The sequence below is a fragment of the Larkinella sp. genome, from assembly GCF_965227735.1.
Lineage (GTDB): Bacteria > Bacteroidota > Bacteroidia > Cytophagales > Spirosomataceae > Larkinella.
Genome location: NZ_OZ245776.1, coordinates 256,057 through 272,947 on the forward strand (window position 1 = coordinate 256,057; position 16,891 = coordinate 272,947).

A 16,891-nucleotide genomic window follows, 5' to 3' on the forward strand; every position below is an offset into this window, starting at 1 on the left:
TGAGTGCCAGCGGCACGTAATGTTAATAGCAAATGGCTATTCTGAGCACTCCGGCACGCCTGGAGTGCTCAGAATAGCCATTTGCTATTAACATAGGACCCCTCCGGGGTCAATAATCTCATAGTTCACGTTAACTTATTTCCGGCCAAACCGGTAATTCCCGACCCATCCTGTCTTTTACCCGTAGTTCAATGGATTTCCTTCCGTTTCCAGTATCGACCAATGATTCAAATCAACTACGGCCTTCAACCGGCTGACTTCACCACCCGACTCAAGCAGTTCTGGGATTTATCCGCCCAAAAAATTAACCTGATCGACTCCCATTACGATACCGCCAAAGGGTCACCGGTTTTTACGGTGCAGGGACACTACACCACCCGCGGCTGGACCGAGTGGACGCAGGGCTTCCAGTTTGGCTCCTCCATCCTCCAGTTCGACGCCACCGGCGACACCCATTTTCTGGAAACGGGGCGGCAAAAAACACTCGGCGTCATGGCCCCCCACATCAGCCACATTGGTGTTCACGACCACGGATTCAACAACGTAAGCACCTACGGCAACCTTTTGCGGCTGATGCGGGAAGGCAAAGTGGAATTTGACGAGTGGGAAAAGAATTTCTACGAACTGGCCCTCAAAATTTCCGGAGCCGTGCAGGCCAGCCGCTGGACGACCGTCAAAACCGGCGGGTTTATTCACTCCTTCAACGGGCCGCATTCGCTTTTTGTCGATACCATCCGTTCGTGCCGGGCCGTTGTGCTGAGCCACAGCCTCGGTCACGTTTTCCAGGGGGAAGGCGATGTAAAAATCAACCTGCTCGAGCGGGGATTGGAACACATGAAAGCGACGGCCGAATACTCGGTTTTTTACGGCGAAGGACGCGACATCTACGATCTGTGGGGCCGCACAGCGCACGAAAGCGTTTTCAATACCAAAGACGGCAATTTCCGTTGCCCCAACTCCCAGCAGGGCTACACCGGGTTTACGACCTGGACACGCGGCCTGGCTTGGGCCATGTGCGGTTTTGCCGAGCAACTGGAATACCTGAATACCCTCGATGACGTGGATCTGGAACCGTTCGACGGACGGCAGGTGGTAGAAACGTATTTGCTCAAAGCCGCCCGCGCCACCTGCGACTTCTACATCGAACACACGCCGATCGACGGCATTCCGTACTGGGATACCGGCGCACCGGGTTTATCGCAAATGGGCAATTACCTCGAACGCGCATCCGATCCGTATAATGATTTTGAACCGGTCGACAGTTCCGCAGCCGCTATTGGGGCACAGGGATTGCTTCGTCTGGGTAAATACCTGACCGAACGGGGCGAAACCGAAAACGGCTCACGCTACTGGCAAGCGGGATTAACGGTGTTAGACTCGCTCTTTAAAGAACTGTATCTGAGCACGGACCCCAACCACCAGGGACTGATTCTGCATTCGATCTACCACCGGCCCAACGGCTGGGATCATGTTCCGGCTGGGAGCAAAATTCCCTACGGTGAGTCGAGCATGTGGGGCGATTATCACGCCCGCGAGGTTGCGTTATACCTGCAGCGCGTGGTCAATAACGAACCGTATTACACCTTTTTCGGAGCCCTGTGATGAGCACAACACCAATAGCGGAGTCATTTGGGGAACCGGCATTCCGGGATTTTTCAAAATTGTGCATTCACACCATCACCACCCGGCCCTGGGCCATCGAGGAAGCCGCAAAGCACTATTCCCGCTCGGGCATTGGGGGAATTTCGGTGTGGCGGGATGCACTGGCAAACCGCAACATTCGGGAAATCAGCCAATTGCTGCGAGATTATAATTTATCGGTGGTCTCCCTCTGTCGGGGCGGTTTTTTTCCGCACCTCGAAGCCGCTGGCCGACAAACCGCCTTGGACGATAACCGCCGGGCCATCGACGAAGCCGCCGAACTGGGCGCGCCCCACGTCGTGTTGGTGTGTGGTGCCGCACCGGGCCAGTCCCTGACGGAATCCCGCAAGCAAATCCGGGACGGTATTGCCGCGCTGCTGCCCCACGCCGAAGCCAATGGCGTTCGGCTGGCGATTGAACCTTTACATCCGATGTATGCCGATAACCGCTCGGCTGTCAACACGTTAGGGCAGGCCAATGACATGGCCGAGGAGCTAAATTCTTCCTATGTGGGCATCGCCGTCGATGTCTACCATTTGTGGTGGGACCCCGATCTGGAACAGGAAATCGCGCGATGCGGTAAAAACGGGCATCTGTATGCTTTCCATATTTGTGACTGGAAAACCCCGACACTCGATTTGCTCAATGACCGCGGACTGATGGGCGAAGGCTGCATCAATATCCGGCAGATCCGGTCGTGGGTCGAAGCCGCCGGTTTTTCGGGGTTCAACGAAGTCGAGATCTTCTCAAACCGGTATTGGGCGGAAGATCAGGCAGAATTCCTGGAAAAAATTAAACACGGGTATTTGTATCATTCGTAAAATAATTGCCCCTAAATCCCCTAAAGGGGACTTTTTGCATCCTGGTAATTCTGGGTCCAAGTCCCCTTTAGGGGATTTAGGGGCAAAACATTCAACCATCTTTTAGCCATTTATTGAAAAGTGAAAGAACACAAAGTCGGTATTATCATGAACGGCGTAACCGGCCGGATGGGTACCAATCAGCACCTGATGCGTTCCATTGTTGCCATCATCAAACAGGGGGGCGTGAAGGTTGGACCGGACGAGGTGATCATGCCGGACCCTATTCTGGTGGGGCGCGACGTCAATAAACTGGAAAAATTGTGCCAGCAGTCGGGCATACAGAAAATGACGACCAACGTCGATGAAGCCCTGGCCGATCCCCATAACATCATTTATTTCGACGCCCAGACGACGGGCCGCCGGGCCGAGGGTGTTCGCAAAGCCGTGGCCGCCGGGAAACACGTTTACTGTGAAAAACCGACCGCCGTCAGCACCGAAGTGGCCCTGGAACTGTATGAACTCTGCAAAGCCGCCGGTTTGAAGAACGGAGTCGTGCAGGACAAGCTGTGGTTGCCCGGTTTGCTAAAACTGAAACGCCTGATGCAGAACGATTTCTTCGGAAAAATTCTGTCGGTTCGGGGCGAATTCGGCTACTGGGTGTTTGAAGGACACTCCATTCCGGCGCAACGGCCTTCGTGGAACTACCGCAAGGAAGACGATGGCGGGATCATTGTCGATATGCTATGTCACTGGCGCTATGTGCTTGACAACGTGTTTGGTAAAGTAAAATCCGTATCTTGTCTGGGTGCGACCCACATTCCGGAGCGCATCGACGAGCAGGGAAAACCGTATGTCTGTACCTCCGATGATGCCGCCTATGCAACCTTTGAACTCGAAGGGGGCGTCATCGCTCAGTTTAACTCGTCCTGGACCACGCGCGTTCGTCGCGATGATCTGCTGACGTTGCATGTCGACGGCACCAAAGGCTCGGCGGTGGCGGGTTTGCGGGAATGCTACATTCAGCATTACGGCAACACGCCCAAACCGGTCTGGAACCCCGACATCGAGCAGCCCATCAAGTTTTTTGAAGGCTGGGCCAAAGTGCCGGAGCAGGAAGTCGCCGAAAATGCTTTTAAAGTGCAGTGGGAGCTGTTTTTGAAACACGTCGTGAAGGACGAGCCATTCCCGTGGGATTTGCGGGAAGGTGCTAAAGGCGTTCAACTGGCCGAAAAAGGCATCGAAAGCTGGGAAAAACGCTGCTGGGTCGACATTCCGGAACTATGAAGAAAGTAGCATTTGTAACCGGGGGAAGCCGGGGAATTGGATACGGGATTGCGGAACACCTGGCCAAAGCCGGTTTCGATCTGGCCATCAACGGCGTACGGCCCGAAGAAGCGGTTGGGGAGGCTCTGGCTGGTCTTCAGACCCTGGGGGCTGAGGTCATCTATTGCCAGGGAGATATTGCGTCGAAAGAAGACCGCGCCCGCATGCTGGAACAAATCAAGGCCCGTTTTGGTCGGCTGAATGTATTAGTAAATAACGCGGGGGTTGCGCCGAAAGAACGCCGGGATATTCTGGAGGCAACCGAGGAAAGTTTCGAATACGTGTTGTCGACCAATTTGCAGGGAGCCTACTTTCTGACCCAGGCCGTAGCCAACTGGATGATTGCACAAAAGGCTGATCAAACGGATTTTACGGGGTGTATCATAACGATTTCCTCGATCTCATCGACGGTTATTTCGGTGAACCGGGGAGAATATTGTATTGCCAAAGCCGGACTCAGCATGGCCACGCAATTGTTTGCTGCCCGACTGGGTGAATTTGACATCCCGGTTTTTGAAGTACGACCGGGCATCATCCGCACCGACATGACGGCGGGGGTTGTCGGGAAATACGACAAACTGATCGACGAAGGGCTGACGGTTCAGAAACGCTGGGGTTTTCCCGACGATGTGGGCCGGGCCGTGGCGGCTTTAGCCCGTGGCTACTTCCCGTATTCAACCGGACAAGTCATCATGGTCGACGGGGGCCTGACGTTGCCTAGACTTTGAGTTATTACACAGAGTTTATCAGAGGAAACCAGAGCTTATCAAAGGTTTTTTTTCTCTGATAAACTCTGATTTACCCTGATAAACTCTGTGTAATAATTTTTTATTTTCCTAAACCTTCCCATACATGAAAAACCAATCCGATTCCCGGAGGACTTTCCTCAAAACCGCAGCCACCGGCTCCCTGGCCGTGATGGGGTTGCCTACCCTGATTCCAGCCCACGCCTTTGGTGCCAACGACCGCATCCGGGTCGCGGTCATCGGCGTCAACGGACGCGGGAAAGACCACATTTCCAATTTCTCCAAACTGCCAAACGTCGAGGTCGCCACACTCTGCGACGTCGATAACGTGGTGTCGGCCCAGCGTGCGGCTGATTTCGAGAAAACGTATTCCCGGAAGGTGAAAACAGAACAGGATCTGCGGAAGGTGTATGACGACAAAAACATCGACGCCGTCAGTATTGCCACGCCCAACCACTGGCACGCCCTGGCGGCCATCTGGGCGTGTCAGGCCGGAAAAGATGTGTACGTCGAAAAACCGGGTACACACAACCTGCGCGAAGGCAAAAAACTGGTGGAAGCTGCGGCCAAATACAACCGGATTGTGCAGCACGGCGTGCAATTGCGCAGCTCGACGGCCATTCAGGAAGCCATTAAACACCTCCGCGACGGGTTGATCGGGAAAGTTTACATGGCCCGCGGATTGGTCTACAAATGGCGCCCCGACATTGGCAATCAAGGCCCCAGCGCTGTTCCGGCGGGTTTGAACTGGGATCTGTGGCAGGGACCCGCCAAAGCGCGCGAATTCTCCAAAAACTACGTTCACTACAACTGGCACTGGTTCTGGGACTACGGCAATGGTGACATTGGCAACCAGGGCATCCACGAAACGGATTTGGCCATGTGGGGGCTGGACGTCGGTTTTCCGGAAGAGGTGACGTCGGCAGGGGGCAAATACCTCTGGAAAGATTGCAAGGAAACGCCGGAATTGCTGACATCCACCTACAATTATCCCTCGCAAGGCAAAGTAATCCAGTTTGAAGTGCGGCCGTGGATGACAAACCGGGAAGACGGCGTGGAAGTGGGCAACCTCTTTTACGGCGACAAAGGCTATATGGTCATCAATGGCTACAACGATTATAAAACGTTTTTGGGCAAAGAACGGACGCCCGGCCCGGCGGGTCATGCCGGGGGCGACCACTACCTGAACTTTATCGAAGCGGTTCGGGCGCGCGACAAATCGAAGCTGAACGGCCCGGTTGAAACCGCCCACTTAGCGTCGGGTCTGGCCCACATCGGTAACATTGCGTACCGCCTGGGTCGCACCCTGAAATTTGATCCGAAGAAAGAAGAATTCATCAGCGACTCCGAAGCCAATTCGCACCTGAGCCGTCAATACCGCGCACCGTACGCGCTGCCGAAGCAAGTATAATTTACGGTTTACGGTATTCGGTTTACGGTTTACGGTGGGCTGTCGCATTTATAAGCACGCGTCAGCCACCGTAAACTGAAAACCGTAAACCGTAAACGATAAAACTGAAACCGAAAAAATGATTGAGCAACCGAAACCCCAACAAAGCCTGAGTAAACAATTGCTTCAAATTCCGGTGCTGGTGGCCGCGCTGGGCTATCTGGTGGACATGTACGACCTGTTTCTATTCAGCGTCGTGCGGGTTCCGAGTCTGAAAGCCATCGGTGTGCCTGACGACCGGCTGCTTCCCGACGGCATCATGTTGCTAAACTGGCAAATGGCCGGGATGCTGCTGGGCGGTGTTTTCTGGGGCATTCTGGGCGACAAACGGGGGCGGCTTTCCGTGCTCTTCGGGTCGATTCTGATTTATTCACTGGCGAACATCGCCAACGGATTTGTCGATAGTCTGCCGATGTACGCGGCTCTGCGGTTTGTGGCCGGAGTGGGTCTGGCCGGTGAGTTGGGTGCCGGTGTCACACTGGTAACCGAAGTGTTGCCGAAGCAGATTCGCGGATATGGCACCACCATTGTGGCTACGATGGGTGTTTTAGGAGCCATTATGGCGTATTTTGTGGCCGATCTGTTTGCCTGGCGAATCTCGTATTTCGTGGGGGGCGGACTTGGTTTGATGCTCCTGGTGCTGCGGATGAACGTGTTCGAATCCAAGATTTTTGAAGTGGTGAAAGAACGTCAGGTGAAGCGCGGTGATTTGATGATGCTGTTCAACAACCGGGAGCGGTTTCTGAAGTACATTCAGTGTATTCTGGTCGGTTTGCCCATCTGGTTTGTTGTCGGCATTCTGGTGACGTTTTCGCCGGAATTTGGTCAGGCGATGGGGTTGACCGAACCGGTGGTGGCCGGAAAAGCCGTCATGCTCACGTTTACCGGTCAGGTTTTTGGCGACATTGCCAGCGGACTGCTGAGTCAGTATTTCAAAAGCCGCAAAAAAGTCATCGGTAGTTTCATCGCCCTCTCGCTGATTTTCGTGCTGGTTTATCTGCTGGCGCCCATGAAAGACCTCTCGATGTTCTACCTCGTTTGTGTATTCCTCGGCGTTGCCAACGGCTATTGGGCGCTGTTCGTGACCATTGCCGCCGAGCTTTTCGGAACCAACCTGCGGGCTACGGTGGCCACCACGGTTCCCAACTTTGTGCGGGGGGCAGTGATTCCGTTAACGTCCCTGTTTGTTTACGGAAAAGGCCAGGTTGGAACACTGAATAGTGCGCTTGGGGTTGGGTTGTTGACGGCAACACTGGCTTTTATTGCGCTGTACTTTATGGAGGAAACCTTCAAAAAGGACATGAATTATGTAGAAACGGACTAGAGCCTCCAGTTTTTTGGGGGCAGTCTTTCCGGTATTTTTTACCGCATGGAGTTGGACGCAAACCACCGGATCCTTTGAGAACGGTCGGCTGGCTGTGCCGGATGTAGCGAATGATAAAGCCGTTATCATCCGGGCTTCTCTCTAATCTCCTCCGCTCTCGCCTTCCATTTTTTCCTGCACCAGTTCTTCCTTGATCTGCCGGATCCGGTCGTTGAAATTCAGGTTGTGGAAATCGACGTCGCGTACACAAATGGCCGCCAGGAATGCCATGACGTCGGGATCGTGGGGAATTCGGCGACCCGTAACAACGCTGACATACTTAGAAGTCATCCACAGTACATTCTTCAACTGTCGGCCGGAATCGTCGGTCATGTAATACTCCGTGACAATCGTATCGTCGCTGACGTAGATGATGCGGGATACAATCCGAAGCCATTCATTGACCATGGCCGGACGGACGTAGGCAATCTGGTGCTGGTAAACGACCCAACTCGTCTTGTATTCACGAAACAACTGCGCCGGGCTGAAGTTATACTGGGTAGCCACCTGGTCTTCGCGGGCGTTGAAATAGTAGTCGAAATACTTCGCGTTGTTGAGGTGCTGCAACGGATCACAATCCTGAAAGCGGACAATGGTGCGCGATTCCGTTTCGTGCGGGTAAGTTCTGGTTGGATCGAGTTTGATCATAGCGTGGTGGTCACTGATGGACTTTTTGGCAAGTTAGCATGCAAAACCCGGTCGCAACGCAAAAGCAGCCGCCGGATTCTGGCCTGCAAAAATCAGTGTAATTCCGCAAACCAGCGTAATCCGGTAACACACATTTTTAATTATTTTTACGTTCTAGTCAGAACACTGGCCAACGTTTCCATCAACATCTTAAAAATCGAATGAAGTCGTTTTCTTTTCTCGTTCCCCTTCTTCTGCTCGCCCACTCGCTAACCGCATTGACGCCCCAGTTTAATCCGGATGCGGTGGTAGGCACCTGGCTCAACGGCACCAAACAGGGGCAGATCCAGATTTACAAAAAAGGCAACCAGTACTACGGGAAGCTGGTGTGGCTGCGGGAACCCAACAACCCCTCGACCGGAAAACCCAAAACCGACCTGAAAAACAGCCAGGCAACGCTGCGTTCCCGGCCACTCATGGGGCTGGATGTGATGCAGGGCTTTGTACACGATGGCGGTAAAGTCTGGGAAGATGGTCACATCTACAACCCCGAGGACGGCAAAGAGTACAGTTGTAAGATGACGTTAAAAAATCCCAATACGCTCGACGTGCGGGGGTATGTCGGCATTTCGTTACTGGGCAAAACCCAGACCTGGACCCGCGTGAACTAATGATCCCGGTGATAATGCGGCTTATTTTTGCTTCGAAACCTCAAACATTTTCCGCATGTCGCCGGTTTATACTGCATGATTCTTCTGAATCATGTACTAGATCACTCACGTTATAACGATTATCAATCATGAACGAGACAACCCTTAAAGGCGGATGGAATGAGTTGAAAGGCAAAATCAAACAAGCCTATGGTGATTTGACCGACGACGATCTGACGTATGCAGAAGGCAAGGAAGACGAAATGTGGGGCAAACTCCAGCAAAAAACCGGGAAGACGAAAGACGAAATCCGGAAGGCTGCTGCCGACCTGTAATTCATACGAGTATCCGAATTGAAAACGCCGGAAGCCACAAGCTTCCGGCGTTTTCGGTTGACAGGGCTTTATATTCTTTGGCTGAGCAGTTTCCCACAGGAAGTAAACCGGGAAAAACAATGGTCAATTGGTGGTAGACCGAACGAAATACCGTGTTTGTGTTTTGGATGATACTTTCTAATTTCCAGACACTGAGTACACTACTTCCGGATGACGGGCCGCCACCGGAGTTTTATTTAATAAGGCCACCGAAATGCGCGTTACTTTTTGGGGGATGTGACATCTAAATGGGTGACGAAGCGGCACAAAAGAATTTCCGGCCCTCCGTTACCTGTCACAAACCAAAACTCCGTCCACTGAATGAGTACCTATCAAAGCCCTAATCCACTAATTCATTTGAACAACCTGTTGCCCGAATGGGGCCAGGCGGCCGACGAAATCTATCACAATTATCACTTTCTAAACCACGCCCTCAGCCAAACCGACCGCCTGCTCATCCCGGAAGAAGCATTGACCAAACTGGCAGGGCTCAAAGCGGCTCTGGTCATGACCCTGGCCCGACTGATTCAGGATTTACCGCCCTCCACGCATCGCGTTTCCAATGAAGCTGTTGATTCCATCAGCCGATTTAACGCACACATCAACACATTAAAAACCGTTAATTTACAGACAGACACCACGTTTGACGACTTGCTTCAACAGCACCCGCCTTTGAAGAACTGGTTTGAATCAACCGTTCACGAATAAATTGCTGATTTTCTCCTCTAAATCCACGAAATAATGAACGATACCGTCTACGTAACTGAATTGCTCCGGCGTCTGAAAACCACCGACGATCCTACCCTCTTCGACACGCTGTTTACCTTATATATTTACCGATACCGCCAGGTTCTCAGTAACAGCGTCCAGTTTACGGTCGTCGAGAAGGCTCCTTTATCGCTGTATACGACCGGAAGCGACAACTAAACCATTCGTTAATCCCTTTTTCATTCTGACTATTATTAAAATTAATCACTTCCATTAAAAAAATTTGCGGTTCATCTCTGGAAATATTTCTATTCCTTTGGTGTTGTAAAAACAACCAAGAGAAAAGTGAGTAATGAATCCGGTCTACGTTAATAAAGTACAGCCTTCGCGCCTGACGCTTTGGATGGCCCTGATCTCCGTGTACGTTTTGTGGGGATCGACCTACCTTTTTGTTCATTTCATGACCGAGAAGATGCCGCCCCTCTATATGGCATCTTTGCGGCTCAGCACGGCGGGGCTGATTTTATTCCTGTATGCCCGGCTGACCGGCACCCCCGTTCCGGCACCGAAGCAATGGCTGTCGGCCGGAATCATCGGGGTTTTGCTGCTCACGATTGCCAACGGCAGCATGTCGGTTGCGCTGCAATACGTGCCATCCAGCATTGCCGCGCTGCTGGCCGCGCTGGTTCCGCTGTTCATTATTCTATTTAACTGGGTGGGTTTCGGCCACATCCGGCCCACCAATTTATCTCTGGCGGGTCTGGTACTCGGGCTGATGGGGGTTTCGTTGCTGGTGCAGCCTTCCGGTTCCGGGATGGTGTCGACGAACAATACCTGGATAGGCGTTGCTCTGATCATGGTGGCGAACGTCTCTTGGGCGGTCGGCACGCTGCTTTCTTCCCGGCTTTCGCTTCCTTCGCAACTGATTTCCAGTGCCATCCAGATGCTGGTGGGCGGTCTGGTGCTGTTCCTGCTCAGCATGATCACAGAAAACGTTACGCTGACGAGCATCGGACATGCGCCGGTAAAAGCCATTGGATCGCTGGTTTACCTCATCATTTTCGGCTCCATCATCGGTTTTTCGTCCTTTGCGTGGCTGGCCCGGAACGCCCCCCCGCAACTGGTTTCGACCTATGCCTACGTCAATCCGGTGGTGGCCATGCTGCTGGGATGGGCTTTCGCCGGTGAAACCCTGAACGCGTATTCCATCCTGGCCGCTCTGATTATTTTATCGGGTGTGGTATTGATTACCCTGGGCCGGAAATAAATGATTTGCCCCAACCCCCTGAAGGCCGGGCGGCCGGTGCCGGGCTTAAAAAACGGCGGATTCAAGCGTCCTTCAGGGGGTTGGGGACCAACCGATCATTCAACCGGTGGCGGACTCACCGCCGTCCAGCCGCCGTCGACCACCAGGCTCTGGCCCGTAATGTGGCGCGATTGGGGTGAAACCAGAAACAGGGCGGCATTGGCAATATCATCGACGGTGGCGGGTCGGCCCATTGGAGTAATCCGCGACCAGATCGGCACATAGGTTGGATCATCGAGCGTTCGCTCGGTTTGGGTTGCCCCCGGAGCCACGGCATTGATGTTGATTCCGCAGGGCGACAGATCGAGGACGAGGTTTTTGGCCAGCATCTCCAGCGCGGCTTTGGTCATGCTGTAGGCAGCCAGTCCCGGATGCGCCTGATGGCCCGTAACGGACGACATCAGCAAAATGCTGCCTCCTTCGTTCTGGCTCCGCATCTGGCGGGCCGCCCGTTGGGTCAGGAAAAAGCTTCCCCGCAGGTTCAGATCAACCACTTTTTGGAAGGCATCGGGCTGGTAATCGAAGAAATCACCGAAGATGGTAATGCCGGCATTGGCAACGACGATGGTCAATTTGCCGAATTCAGCCACCGCTTTATCGACCATTCCCTGAATAAAGGCGACGTCGGAAGCATCGCCGGGATAGGCTAAACAGCGGCCGCCTTCCTGCTGAATGCGGTCGGCGGCTTGCTGAGCCGCAACCTCATCGAGGTCATTGAGTAAAACGGAAGCACCCTGGCGGGCAAGCTGGCGGGCAATGGCAAAACCGATGCCGATGCCGGCGCCCGTTACGATGGCAGTCTGGGTTTGGAAAGTCATGAAAAAATGCCGGTGGCAAAAAGGTTGCTGCAAAGATGCCCCAAATTTGAAAAAAAAGGCAACCTTCCGGCCGAATACTGTTCAAATCTCGCATCCATTCACTTCTTTTCCGGATTGAAGCATCCTGTAAAAAACCGTACCTTTGGACGAAAAATCAGCAAAACCGATAGCCCCGACGGCTTTTTCGAATGATTCAAAGGTCTCCCCGCCGATTGACTCCTTTCTTCTCCCGCTGGGAGCTTTGGTACCACATCCTGATGATGCCGGTGTTGTTTCCCGTCGGCAATTATTATTTCATTGGCCCCCGTTATTTCAGCGACGTTCGGGTGTTTTTGTTGGGTACAACGGTGGTTTTCGGACTCTACTGGCTTTCGGTCATCACTCTGACGCTGGCCGTTCGCGGGGTGATTCGCCGGTATCCCGACGTGCTCCGGGCCACGCACCGCACCCTGGTGATGCTGGCGGTTGTAGGCCTGATTACGGTCGGATTAGCGGTTTTGGATGTGTTCATCTACAGCCTTTTCCCCCTCCTTAATGTCCCGTTTACGTGGGATGCCGTCCGTCCCATTCTGATTTTGGGGCTCATTTTCGATCTCTGTTTTTGTGTGGCGCTGAATGTTTTTTACACCTACAACCAGTGGCACCGCGACCAGACCGAAAACGAGCTTCTCCGGCAGGCCACCCTTCAACACCAGCTCGACTCGCTGAAGATGAAAATAAATCCGCATTTTCTCTTCAACAGCCTTACCTCGCTGTCGTCGCTGATCGGGGAAGACCAGAAACAGGCTGAGCAATTTGTCGACCAACTCTCGAAGGTCTACCGGTATCTGCTGCAGGCCAACACCCACGAACTGGTCAGTTTGCAAACCGAACTGGACTTTGCCGGACAGTATTCGGCCTTGTTACAAACCCGCTACGGCCCGGCCCTGCACATCGCCCTGCCAGCCGATCCGAATTTCCCCGACACGCAGCTTCCTCCGCTAACACTCCAGCTTTTGATCGACAACGCGATTAAACACAACGTCATGAGTGTCACGAAACCGCTGTCGATCCACATCGAAATGCTCCCCAACAGGCGTCTGCTGGTTCGGAATACGCTCCAGCGAAAATCGGTTAAAATGGATCTTTCGCAGGCCAGGCTGGCTACCCTGATGGCTAAATACCGGCAATTGGGTCTCGAAGAGATCCGGGTGGAAGAAACCGGAACGCATTTTGAAGTATCGCTGCCACTGCTGCGTTTTACGCCCCCACACAACGCCCCCTGATGTCTGCGAAATTTTCGCAATTCATCCCGTTTTTTTCGCAATTCAGGCGGTCAATCAAGCAATTTACGCACTATCTTCGGGTTCCGTTCATTCAAAATCAGTAGATTAAGATGAACACGGTCGGTTTATGAAGTCATTTATTTTCAGCTTGTTTCGTCGTTTTCCGCGTCTTCGGAAACAGAGCCAGTGGCACTTTTTGCTGCTGTTTCCGTGGTTCATCCCGCTTATTTCTTACTGGGTGGTAGGTGATCGCTATCTGACTCACCTGGGGACTTTTCTGTGGGCCACCTTCCTGAACCTGACCATTGGCAGCCTCTGTTTGTTCACCCTCGACCAGTTGACCCAGTGGGTGATTCAACGGTATCCGAACCTGGGCCAGACCTGGCAGCGCGTCTGGCGATTGCTGCTGGTATTTGTGCTCGTAACACCCTGCTTCGTTCTGGGGGGGATTTTCATCTATGAAACGTTCCACTTGTTTGGATATCACCACAATCCGGCCGCCACCGGGCAAATCCTGCTGCTTAATCTGGCGGCTAATCTGGTGTCGGTCGGTATCGATGAAAGCGTTTACTCGCTGAATAAATGGCGCGAGAACACGCTGGAAAAGGAGCAGTTGAAGAAGGTCAATCTGCAAAGTCAGTACGAAAGCCTGAAAAGTCAGGTCAATCCGCACTTTTTGTTCAACAGCCTCAATTCGCTGTCGTCGCTCATTGCCGACGAACCTGACCGGGCCGAGGAGTTTGTCGATGAAATGTCGAAAGTTTACCGGTATCTGCTCCAGACAAACGAAGGCGAACTGACTACCCTGGAAACCGAAATGACGTTCATCCAGTCGTATTTTCATTTGCTTAAAACCCGCTATGGTGCCGGTATTCGCCTGGAAATAGTGATTGCCGAGCCATTTCTTGCCTACCAGCTTCCTCCATTGACGTTACAGATGCTGGTTGAAAATGCCGTCAAACACAACGTGATTCACGCCAGCAAACCGCTGTTGATCGAGATTAAAACCACGCAGGTCGGTCGGTTGGTGGTTCGGAACAACCTCCAGCAAAAAACCGGGCGGGTGGCCTCCAACCAGGTGGGGCTTTCCAATATTCTAGCCAAATACCGCCTATTGTCCCAAAGCGACCCGATTGTCACCTCCGACAGTTCTCATTTTACCGTGGCCCTGCCGCTGATGCCCCCACAGTCCTGACAACGGTAACAGTCCCGAAAGTGGCCTGACAGCGCTGAAATAAACGAAATCCCGAGCCGCTTCACCCCTTCTTTTAAACCCCGGTGAGTAAACCGGAAACATTCCCTGCTTTCCCCAATAGTAGCTCCAATCTTGCTTTTTACCAACTCTCTATTAAATTGATCCAAGTAATGTCTACTCCTTTCATGCCTCGCCGGGAGGCTTTGCAACGACTGGCTCTACTGGTAGGGGCCACCTTATCGCTTCCGGTTCAGGCCGCCCTCCGGGGCGAACCCACCGCCGGGGTTCCCCTGATCTTTTCGGATGCTCAGCAAAAACTCATGGCCGATCTGGCGGACATTATTCTCCCAACCACGGATACGCCCGGCGCGAAAGCTGCGGGGGTTCATCAGTTTATCGGACATGTCATCGGCCATTGTACGGCCCCGGCCCAGCAGGATTTGTTTCTACATGGACTGCAACAAACCGACGCCCTGAGTCAGGCGGCTTTCCAAAAACCGTTTTCACAACTCGGCATCCCGGAACGAACGGAGATTGTCAAACAACTAACCCAGCACGAAAAGCCCTTTTTCCTCATCTTTCGCGAACTCACCATCGTCGGTTATTTTACCTCGGAAGCCGGAGCCACCCAAACCCTGGCCTACCTCCCCGTTCCGGGCCGGTTCCAGGGCGACGTTCCTTTAAAACCGGGTCAGAAGGTTTGGGCCTTGTAAACGAACAAATTGCTCCCTATCAGTAAACTACTATGAATCTCAACATCGATGCGGTAAAAGCCCAAACCTACGACGCCATTGTGATTGGTTCCGGGGTCAGCGGTGGCTGGGCCGCCAAGGAATTGACGGAGAAAGGATTACGGGTCCTGATGCTGGAGCGGGGACGTCCGCTCGAACACGTAACGGGCTATACCGAGGCCCTGAAAGCGCCCTGGGAAATGCCGGAAACAACCCGGCTGGGCGATCTGGCCCTGAAATACCCGCAGGCTCCGCCGGATGCTGCGAAAACCGTTCCGACCTATTGGATGCCCGGTGCCGACGCATCCTACCGGCAGGAAAAACCGTTTCGCTGGCTGCGCCCCGACATCGTGGGCGGCAAATCCATCATGTGGGGGCGGCAGTCGTACCGGTTCAGTGACATTGATTTTGAAGCCAATGCCAAAGAAGGCATCGGCATCGACTGGCCCATCCGCTACAAAGACATTGCCCCCTGGTATTCCTACGTGGAGAAATTCGCAGGAATCTCGGGCGAAAAACTGGGGTTGCCCCAACTTCCCGACAGTGAGTTCATTGCTCCGATGGATATGTTTCTGGTCGAGAAAGAGGTCCGGAAAAGCATTGAGAAAAACTTTCCGGGCCGGGTGATGACCATCGGACGGACTGCCAATTTATCGGAAGCGCAGAAAGTCCACGTTGACAACGGGCGGTCGCCCTGTCAATACCGAAACCAGTGCATTCGCGGATGTCCGTACGGCGCGTATTTCAGCACGCAGTCCTGTACGCTACCCCCCGCCGTCAAAACCGGCCGACTCACCCTCCGGCCCCATTCGGTAGTGACCGAGGTGATTTACGACGCCCAAAAACAACGGGCCTCCGGCGTTCGGGTAAAAGACGCGCAGACGTTGGAAAGTCAGGAGTATTTTGCGAAGGTCATCTTTGTGTGTGCCAGTGCCATGGCCTCCACGGCCCTGCTCATGAACTCGGTTTCTGACCGGTTTCCAAACGGCCTGGGCAATGATTCAGGGCAACTGGGCCACAATCTGATGGACCACCACTTCCTGATCGGGGCCAATGGACAGTGGGAAGGCGGACAGGATCGGTATTATTACGGACGACGGGCCAACGGTATTTACATTCCGCGATACCGCAACATCGGCTCGGACAAACGCGATTACCTGCGCGGTTTCGGGTATCAGGGCGGTGGCGGTCGGCAGGGCTGGCAGCATCAGGTGGCCGAGCTGGCTTTCGGGGCCTCGCTGAAAGAGGAACTCACCAAACCGGGGCTTTGGAACATGGGCCTGATCGGGTTTGGTGAGCAACTGCCCGAATACAAAAACCGGATGTGCCTGGATAAAAGCAAACTCGATCAATGGGGAATGCCGATGCTGGTCTTTGACGCGGAAATCGGCGAAAACGAGAAAAAAATGCGGGTCGATATGCTCAACGATGCGCAGGAAATGCTCGAAAAAGCCGGGTTGATCAACGTGAAAACCTACGACCGGGGCTCGGTCATCGGCCAGGCCGTCCACGAAATGGGAACCGCCCGCATGGGCCGGGACCCCAAAAACTCGGTGCTCAACGGCAACAACCAGATTCACGCGGTCAAAAACGTGTTTGTCACCGACGGTGCCTGCATGACCTCATCGGCCTGCGTCAATCCGTCGCTGACCTACATGGCGCTTTCGGCCCGTGCCGCTCATTTTGCCGTTCAGGAATTGAAAGCGATGCGGATTTGAACAAAATACGTTGATCCGTTTTAGTGTTTTCATTAAAGAGCAATCCATGTTTTGCCCCGTCAGGGGCTCCACAGCGCAGCGTCGGTAGACGAATGGAATTTTACCGCCATTCAGCGTGCCGATAGGTACGCGACCGTTGCGGTGAATGGTTACGTACTTACGGCACGTTACGC

General features: G+C 53.4%; 17 protein-coding genes. 15 read left to right on the forward strand and 2 right to left on the reverse strand.

What is annotated here, in order from left to right:
* The first annotated feature begins 222 nt into the window (after positions 1–222).
* The 6 genes from ACO064_RS01060 to ACO064_RS01085 all read left to right on the forward strand — a co-directional run bounded on the left by ACO064_RS01060 (position 223) and on the right by ACO064_RS01085 (position 7,287).
* Positions 223–1,602 carry a glycosyl hydrolase gene (locus ACO064_RS01060; RefSeq protein WP_421825574.1) on the forward strand — a complete coding sequence of 460 codons (1,380 nt, stop codon included), beginning with the start codon at positions 223–225 and terminating at the stop codon, positions 1,600–1,602.
* Positions 1,602–2,462, forward strand: a complete 861-nt coding sequence (locus tag ACO064_RS01065; protein WP_421825575.1) for a sugar phosphate isomerase/epimerase family protein — start codon at positions 1,602–1,604, stop codon at positions 2,460–2,462. Before ACO064_RS01060 ends, ACO064_RS01065 begins: the two co-directional genes overlap by 1 nt.
* A 120-nt stretch (positions 2,463–2,582) precedes the next feature.
* Entirely contained in the window at positions 2,583–3,728 is a 1,146-nt protein-coding gene (locus ACO064_RS01070; RefSeq protein ID WP_421825576.1) for a Gfo/Idh/MocA family protein, read from the forward strand.
* The gene (locus ACO064_RS01075) at positions 3,725–4,495 is read left to right on the forward strand and encodes a 3-ketoacyl-ACP reductase (RefSeq protein ID WP_421825577.1); all 771 of its coding nucleotides are present in this window, start codon (positions 3,725–3,727) and stop codon (positions 4,493–4,495) included. Before ACO064_RS01070 ends, ACO064_RS01075 begins: the two co-directional genes overlap by 4 nt.
* A gap of 124 nt (positions 4,496–4,619) precedes the next feature.
* A complete protein-coding gene (locus tag ACO064_RS01080) occupies positions 4,620–5,924 on the forward strand; it encodes a Gfo/Idh/MocA family protein (RefSeq protein WP_421825578.1) in 1,305 nt (434 codons plus the stop codon).
* A gap of 118 nt (positions 5,925–6,042) precedes the next feature.
* On the forward strand, positions 6,043–7,287 hold the full coding sequence (locus tag ACO064_RS01085) for an MFS transporter (protein ID WP_421825579.1): 1,245 nt from the start codon (positions 6,043–6,045) through the stop codon (positions 7,285–7,287).
* 141 nt (positions 7,288–7,428) lie between these two features.
* On the opposite strand, the gene ACO064_RS01090 is transcribed toward ACO064_RS01085, so the two are convergent.
* Positions 7,429–7,974, reverse strand: a complete 546-nt coding sequence (locus ACO064_RS01090) for an acyl-CoA thioesterase (RefSeq protein WP_421825580.1) — start codon at positions 7,972–7,974, stop codon at positions 7,429–7,431.
* 200 nt (positions 7,975–8,174) lie between these two features.
* Between ACO064_RS01090 and ACO064_RS01095 the strand changes: the two genes are divergently transcribed.
* From ACO064_RS01095 to ACO064_RS01115, 5 genes are all read left to right on the forward strand, one after another.
* Positions 8,175–8,624: a DUF2147 domain-containing protein gene (locus tag ACO064_RS01095; protein WP_421825581.1), complete on the forward strand. Its 450-nt coding sequence runs from the start codon at positions 8,175–8,177 to the stop codon at positions 8,622–8,624.
* A gap of 128 nt (positions 8,625–8,752) precedes the next feature.
* The gene (locus ACO064_RS01100; protein WP_114408876.1) at positions 8,753–8,938 is read left to right on the forward strand and encodes a CsbD family protein; all 186 of its coding nucleotides are present in this window, start codon (positions 8,753–8,755) and stop codon (positions 8,936–8,938) included.
* 360 nt (positions 8,939–9,298) lie between these two features.
* Positions 9,299–9,685 carry a hypothetical protein gene (locus tag ACO064_RS01105; protein WP_421825582.1) on the forward strand — a complete coding sequence of 129 codons (387 nt, stop codon included), beginning with the start codon at positions 9,299–9,301 and terminating at the stop codon, positions 9,683–9,685.
* A gap of 33 nt (positions 9,686–9,718) precedes the next feature.
* A complete protein-coding gene (locus ACO064_RS01110; RefSeq protein WP_421825583.1) occupies positions 9,719–9,904 on the forward strand; it encodes a hypothetical protein in 186 nt (61 codons plus the stop codon).
* A gap of 133 nt (positions 9,905–10,037) precedes the next feature.
* On the forward strand, positions 10,038–10,952 hold the full coding sequence (locus ACO064_RS01115; RefSeq protein ID WP_421825584.1) for an EamA family transporter: 915 nt from the start codon (positions 10,038–10,040) through the stop codon (positions 10,950–10,952).
* Between the two features lie 95 nt (positions 10,953–11,047).
* Here the strand turns inward: ACO064_RS01115 and ACO064_RS01120 are convergent, their stop codons facing one another.
* Entirely contained in the window at positions 11,048–11,809 is a 762-nt protein-coding gene (locus ACO064_RS01120; protein WP_421825585.1) for an SDR family NAD(P)-dependent oxidoreductase, read from the reverse strand.
* 188 nt (positions 11,810–11,997) lie between these two features.
* On the opposite strand from ACO064_RS01120, the gene ACO064_RS01125 reads away from it, so the two are divergent.
* The 4 genes from ACO064_RS01125 to ACO064_RS01140 all read left to right on the forward strand — a co-directional run bounded on the left by ACO064_RS01125 (position 11,998) and on the right by ACO064_RS01140 (position 16,718).
* Positions 11,998–13,074, forward strand: coding sequence for a sensor histidine kinase (locus tag ACO064_RS01125; protein ID WP_421825586.1), 1,077 nt, complete (start codon positions 11,998–12,000; stop codon positions 13,072–13,074).
* Between the two features lie 127 nt (positions 13,075–13,201).
* On the forward strand, positions 13,202–14,269 hold the full coding sequence (locus ACO064_RS01130; protein WP_421825587.1) for a sensor histidine kinase: 1,068 nt from the start codon (positions 13,202–13,204) through the stop codon (positions 14,267–14,269).
* Positions 14,270–14,439: 170 nt separating this feature from the next.
* On the forward strand, positions 14,440–14,982 hold the full coding sequence (locus ACO064_RS01135) for a gluconate 2-dehydrogenase subunit 3 family protein (protein ID WP_421825588.1): 543 nt from the start codon (positions 14,440–14,442) through the stop codon (positions 14,980–14,982).
* A 32-nt stretch (positions 14,983–15,014) separates the two neighbouring features.
* Positions 15,015–16,718 carry a GMC oxidoreductase gene (locus ACO064_RS01140; protein ID WP_421825589.1) on the forward strand — a complete coding sequence of 568 codons (1,704 nt, stop codon included), beginning with the start codon at positions 15,015–15,017 and terminating at the stop codon, positions 16,716–16,718.
* Positions 16,719–16,891: the final 173 nt, after the last annotated feature.

What these genes read in the sequence shown, in the direction of transcription:
- ACO064_RS01075 (WP_421825577.1), top strand. Translation starts at nt 3,725, where the DNA reads ATGAAGAAAGTAGCATTTGTAACCGGGGGAAGCCGGGGAATTGGATAC.
- ACO064_RS01085 (WP_421825579.1), top strand. Translation starts at nt 6,043, where the DNA reads ATGATTGAGCAACCGAAACCCCAACAAAGCCTGAGTAAACAATTGCTT.
- ACO064_RS01095 (WP_421825581.1), top strand. Translation starts at nt 8,175, where the DNA reads ATGAAGTCGTTTTCTTTTCTCGTTCCCCTTCTTCTGCTCGCCCACTCG.
- ACO064_RS01140 (WP_421825589.1), top strand. Translation starts at nt 15,015, where the DNA reads ATGAATCTCAACATCGATGCGGTAAAAGCCCAAACCTACGACGCCATT.
- ACO064_RS01135 (WP_421825588.1), top strand. Translation starts at nt 14,440, where the DNA reads ATGTCTACTCCTTTCATGCCTCGCCGGGAGGCTTTGCAACGACTGGCT.
- ACO064_RS01105 (WP_421825582.1), top strand. Translation starts at nt 9,299, where the DNA reads ATGAGTACCTATCAAAGCCCTAATCCACTAATTCATTTGAACAACCTG.
- ACO064_RS01060 (WP_421825574.1), top strand. Translation starts at nt 223, where the DNA reads ATGATTCAAATCAACTACGGCCTTCAACCGGCTGACTTCACCACCCGA.
- ACO064_RS01090 (WP_421825580.1), bottom strand. Translation starts at nt 7,974, where the DNA reads ATGATCAAACTCGATCCAACCAGAACTTACCCGCACGAAACGGAATCG.
- ACO064_RS01120 (WP_421825585.1), bottom strand. Translation starts at nt 11,809, where the DNA reads ATGACTTTCCAAACCCAGACTGCCATCGTAACGGGCGCCGGCATCGGC.
- ACO064_RS01130 (WP_421825587.1), top strand. Translation starts at nt 13,202, where the DNA reads ATGAAGTCATTTATTTTCAGCTTGTTTCGTCGTTTTCCGCGTCTTCGG.
- ACO064_RS01100 (WP_114408876.1), top strand. Translation starts at nt 8,753, where the DNA reads ATGAACGAGACAACCCTTAAAGGCGGATGGAATGAGTTGAAAGGCAAA.
- ACO064_RS01080 (WP_421825578.1), top strand. Translation starts at nt 4,620, where the DNA reads ATGAAAAACCAATCCGATTCCCGGAGGACTTTCCTCAAAACCGCAGCC.
- ACO064_RS01115 (WP_421825584.1), top strand. Translation starts at nt 10,038, where the DNA reads ATGAATCCGGTCTACGTTAATAAAGTACAGCCTTCGCGCCTGACGCTT.
- ACO064_RS01125 (WP_421825586.1), top strand. Translation starts at nt 11,998, where the DNA reads ATGATTCAAAGGTCTCCCCGCCGATTGACTCCTTTCTTCTCCCGCTGG.
- ACO064_RS01065 (WP_421825575.1), top strand. Translation starts at nt 1,602, where the DNA reads ATGAGCACAACACCAATAGCGGAGTCATTTGGGGAACCGGCATTCCGG.
- ACO064_RS01110 (WP_421825583.1), top strand. Translation starts at nt 9,719, where the DNA reads ATGAACGATACCGTCTACGTAACTGAATTGCTCCGGCGTCTGAAAACC.